The sequence below is a fragment of the Mesorhizobium sp. M7A.F.Ca.MR.176.00.0.0 genome, from assembly GCF_004023165.1.
In the GTDB taxonomy this organism is placed as follows: Bacteria; Pseudomonadota; Alphaproteobacteria; order Rhizobiales; family Rhizobiaceae; genus Mesorhizobium.
Window position 1 is genome coordinate 1 of the sequence record NZ_RZTC01000053.1, and the last position, 4,550, is coordinate 4,550.

The window sequence follows — 4,550 nt, forward strand, 5'->3', positions numbered from 1 at the left end:
GGTGTCGCTGGCCCATCACGGCGTGCTGTTCCTCGACGAGTTTCCCGAGTTCACGCCGCAGACGCTTGATGCGTTGCGCCAGCCGTTGGAGACCGGCGACTGCATGATCGCGCGGGCCAACCATCGCGTCACCTATCCGGCGCGCATCCAGCTGGTGGCGGCGATGAACCCGTGCCGCTGCGGCATGGCCGGCGAGCCGGGCTATCGCTGCCTGCGCGGCGAGCGTTGCCGTACCGACTATCAGGCGCGCATTTCGGGTCCGCTGCTCGACCGCATCGATCTCAGGATCGAAGTGCCGGCGGTCTCGGCCAGCGACCTGATCCGGCCCGACCGGGCGGAGAAAAGCGCCGATGTGGCGCTGCGCGTGGCACGCGCACGCACCATCCAGCGCGAGCGCTTCGAGCGGCTCGGCGCCACCCGCGCCACCACCAACGCGCATTGCGCGCCCTCGGTCATCGAAGAGATCGCCATGCCGGACGCCGCCGGCCTGTCGCTGCTCAAGGACGCCAGCGAAAAGCTTGCCTTTTCGGCGCGGGCCTATCATCGCGTGCTGAAGGTGGCGCGAACGCTCGCTGATCTCGACGCAAGCGAAACCGTCGGCCGAATCCATCTGGCCGAAGCGATCTCCTACCGCATGAGCTCGGAGCGGATGGCGCAGGCGGCGTAGGTCCGCCGACAAGCCGGCCTCGCCACATTGCATTCCGCGATCACGCCATAACCCGGCCTCCGCGAATCGATCATCTCCACGATGCGGCGGACCTGATTGTCCGCTTGGCCGGCGTCCTTACCACCCAACGGCCCCCACCGACCGGACGCCGGCCATTTTCTTCCTCTTCCAGAAAGCGTGGATGTCATCGGCGTCGGACCAAGGTCCTGGCCCCCGCATTGACATTCCTTATTTAGACAATGCGAATATGGTGTGGTCGGGGAGCGAGCTATGTTCATTGATTATTACGAAGTTTTGGAAGTCAGCCCGAACGCCAATTCGGAAACGCTGGAGCGCATATTTCGCTATTTTGCGATGCGCTATCATCCAGACAATCGCGAAACCGGCGATGAAGCCCGTTTCAGTGAAATCGTGGAAGCCCACAATACGCTCAAGGATCCGGTCAAACGCGCACAATACGACATCGCGTACAGGGACCATGCCGGCCTTCGCCGTGAATTGACCGAGGAAGCTAGCAACACCAAAGGCATCGAGCGTGACGTCGTGATCCAGGCCAGGCTGCTGTCGCTGCTTTACGCGAAGCGCCGGCACGACGTCGGCAATCCCGGGATCGGAGATGTGGAGCTCGAACGTCTGTCAGACTGTCCGCGAGAGCATCTCGAGTTTCATCTCTGGTATCTGAAAGCGAAGGGCTGGATAGCAAGAGTGGAAAACGGGACGATTGCGATTACGGTGGAAGGCGTCGATCGGGTCAACTCCGAACACCGTCGCGATCCCACCATCCGGCTCCTGGACCATACAGCTCCCTGACGCCTCACCCCGGAGAAAGCAGGCCGAAAACCCGCCGCCCATACACGACACTGGCCTATTCAGCTCTGCTGCGCCTTCAGTTCCAGCCGCCGCGCGTGCAGCACCGGCTCGGTGTAACCGTTGGGCTGGACGCGGCCCTTGAAGACCAGGTCGCAGGCGGCGAGGAAGGCTATCGACTTGTCAAAGTCAGCCGCCATCGGCTGGTAAAGCGGGTCGCCCGCGTTCTGGCGGTCCACGATGTCAGCCATGCGCTTCATCGTCGCCATCACCTGGTCCTCGCTGCACACGCTGTGGTGTAGCCAGTTGGCGATGTGCTGTGAGGAAATACGCAGCGTGGCGCGGTCTTCCATGAGGCCGACATCGTTGATGTCAGGCACTTTCGAGCAGCCGACGCCCTGGTCGATCCAGCGGACGACATAGCCAAGAATGCCCTGCGCGTTGTTGTCGAGTTCCTTCTGGACGTCTTCGGGCGACCAGTTCGGCCGCACGGCGACGGGCACCGACAGGATGTCGTCGAGATTCGCCTTGGGCCGGTTCTTCAGCGCCGCCTGCACGGCGTGGACATCGACCTTGTGATAGTGCGTGGCATGCAGCGTCGCCGCCGTCGGCGACGGCACCCAGGCGGTGTTGGCGCCGGCCCTGGGGTGGGCGATCTTCTGTTCCAGCATCGCCGCCATCAGATCGGGCATCGCCCACATGCCCTTGCCGATCTGGGCGTGGCCGGCCAAGCCGCATTCCAGCCCGATGTCGACATTCCACGCCTCGTAGGCGGAAATCCAGGCGGCCTGCTTCATGTCGCCCTTGCGGATCATCGGGCCGGCTTCCATCGAGGTGTGGATCTCGTCGCCGGTGCGGTCGAGGAAGCCGGTGTTGATGAACACGACGCGCTCTTTTGCGGCGCGGATCGCCTCCTTGAGGTTGACGGTGGTGCGCCGCTCCTCGTCCATGATGCCCATCTTGATGGTACTTCTGGCCATGCCGAGCAGTGCTTCGACGCGGTCGAATATCTCGACGGCGAAAGCGACTTCGTCGGGCCCATGCATCTTGGGTTTCACGACATACATCGAGCCCGCGCGGGAATTGGCGCGGCGGCCGTTTGGCCCTACATCGTGCAGCGCGATCAGCGCCGTCATCGCCGCATCCAAGATGCCTTCCGGAATCTCGTTGCCGTCGCGGTCAAGGATCGCCGGGTTGGTCATCAGGTGGCCGACATTCCTGACCAGCATCAGCGAGCGGCCGGGCACGGTCAGCGTGCCGCCGGCGGGCGTCGTGTAGGAGCGGTCAGGATTGAGCTTGCGGACAAAGCTCTTGCCGCCCTTGGTGATCTCTTCCGCCAAATCGCCCTTCATCAGGCCGAGCCAGTTGCGGTAGACGACGACCTTGTCTGGCGCATCCACCGCGGCGACCGAATCCTCGCAGTCCTGGATGGTGGTCAGCGCCGATTCCAGGATGACATCGGCGATCCCCGCCGGATCGGTGCGGCCGATCTGGTTGTTGCGGTCGATGACGATCTCGATGTGCAGGCCGTTGCGCACCAGCAGCACCGCATCGGGATTGGCGGCATCGCCGCGATAGCCGACGAATTGCCTGGGGTCGGCCAGCGTCGTCGAGCCGGCGCCGGCGCTCAGCCGCAAGGCACCTTGCGCCAGCGACAGACCATTGACGCCGGCCCATTTGCCTAGGGTGAGCGGGGCAGCCTCGTCGAGAAAGGTCTTCGTCCAGGCAACGACCTTGGCGCCACGCGCCGGATTGAAGCCCTTGCCCTTTTCGGCGCCATCCGTTTCGGGGATGGCATCGGTGCCGTAGAGCGCGTCGTAGAGCGAACCCCAGCGCGCATTGGCGGCGTTGAGCGCATAGCGCGCATTCATCACCGGCACGACCAGCTGCGGTCCGGCAACATCAGCGATTTCCGGGTCGACATTGTCGGTCGAGACACTGAAGGCCGCGCCTTCCGAAACGAGATAGCCAATCTCTTTCAGGAAGCCCTTGTAGGCCTCCATGTCGACCGGTGCGCCATGCTCGCGATACCAGCCGTCTATCTGTTCCTGGATGGCGTCACGCTTTGCCAGCAGCGCCCGGTTCTTCGGCGCCAAATCATGGACGATGGCCGAAAAACCGTTCCAGAAGGCGTCCGCTTCGATCCCCGTGCCCGGCAGCGCTTCCCTGGCCACGAACTCATGCAGCTCGCGGGCAATCCGCAATCCGGCGATCTCGATGCGGTCGGTCATCAGGCTACTCCAGATGAAAGGCTTTGCGGGCCTTTGGCATGTCAGGTTTGCCGGGTCAATTCAGCTTAGGGTGAAGGTGGCGTATTTGCATCGCTTCGTCCTCCAGAGAGGAGCGCCATCGCAGGGCACAACTTGCCATGTCCAATCGCATATCGCGTCAATTTTCTCATTCCAGTAAACCCGGCTTTATACATTGCCTGTCAAATAAAGCAGGCATCTTTGGAGTATGCCGATGTTGAGATTTGCCTGGCTTACTTTTGTTTCACTCGCTCTTGCATTCGCTGGCGTTGCTCCTGCCGCCGCTGCCGATATCGAGTTCATTGGCACATGGCAGCAGGTTTACTCAACCGGCGGCCAATGTGCCGATTGCAGAGTCGTTATCCGCAGCGATCCCGGCCTGCAGGTCGATGCGAGCAATGGGTGGACCGCCGATCTAAAGGAGAAAACGATCAATGGGGAACAGGCCTTGATCGGAAACGGCAATTGGCCGGGTTCGGCATCAGCGGGGGCTAAGGCCAGAGCCTTGTCGGCAGCGTTCAAGATTCATCAAAATCGGCTGCTTTTGGTCATGCAAATCATCGACCCGAACGGCAGTCGAATACGGGTACACGCAGTATTCGAGCGACTTACTGTGCCCAAATCTTCCATCTGACGGCTGCCATGCGCATGTGTTCAAATGCGCCGACAGGTTTTCACAAAGGCTGCATCACACCGCAATGCGCGGCCGTCCCGAGGCCACGGCCACGACATGCGCCTCGATGAACATGCGCTGGGCTTCGACGGTCGAGACCCGGAATTCGGTGGCGACGTCGATCTCGGCGCTGTCGGTGCCGGCATCCCTGGCG

At 62.2% G+C, this 4,550-nt stretch carries 4 protein-coding genes; 3 read left to right on the top strand and 1 reads right to left on the bottom strand.

All coding sequences use genetic code 11. From position 1 onward, the window contains the following. Together EOB59_RS18635 and EOB59_RS18640 are read left to right on the top strand one after the other, a co-directional pair. Positions 1–667 (top strand): ATP-binding protein (locus tag EOB59_RS18635; protein WP_164895684.1); only part of this gene is annotated, 667 nt, incomplete at its 5' end. Between the two features lie 270 nt (positions 668–937). Next, positions 938–1,477, top strand: a complete 540-nt coding sequence (locus EOB59_RS18640) for a J domain-containing protein (RefSeq protein ID WP_127318999.1) — start codon at positions 938–940, stop codon at positions 1,475–1,477. A 59-nt stretch (positions 1,478–1,536) separates the two neighbouring features. Here EOB59_RS18640 and EOB59_RS18645 read toward each other — a convergent pair whose 3' ends face one another. Beyond that, a complete protein-coding gene (locus tag EOB59_RS18645; RefSeq protein WP_127808437.1) occupies positions 1,537–3,705 on the bottom strand; it encodes a malate synthase G in 2,169 nt (722 codons plus the stop codon). Between the two features lie 232 nt (positions 3,706–3,937). Here EOB59_RS18645 and EOB59_RS18650 point away from each other — a divergent pair, with 232 nt between their 5' ends. Then, positions 3,938–4,357 carry a hypothetical protein gene (locus tag EOB59_RS18650; protein ID WP_128288954.1) on the top strand — a complete coding sequence of 140 codons (420 nt, stop codon included), beginning with the start codon at positions 3,938–3,940 and terminating at the stop codon, positions 4,355–4,357. Positions 4,358–4,550 lie beyond the last annotated feature (193 nt).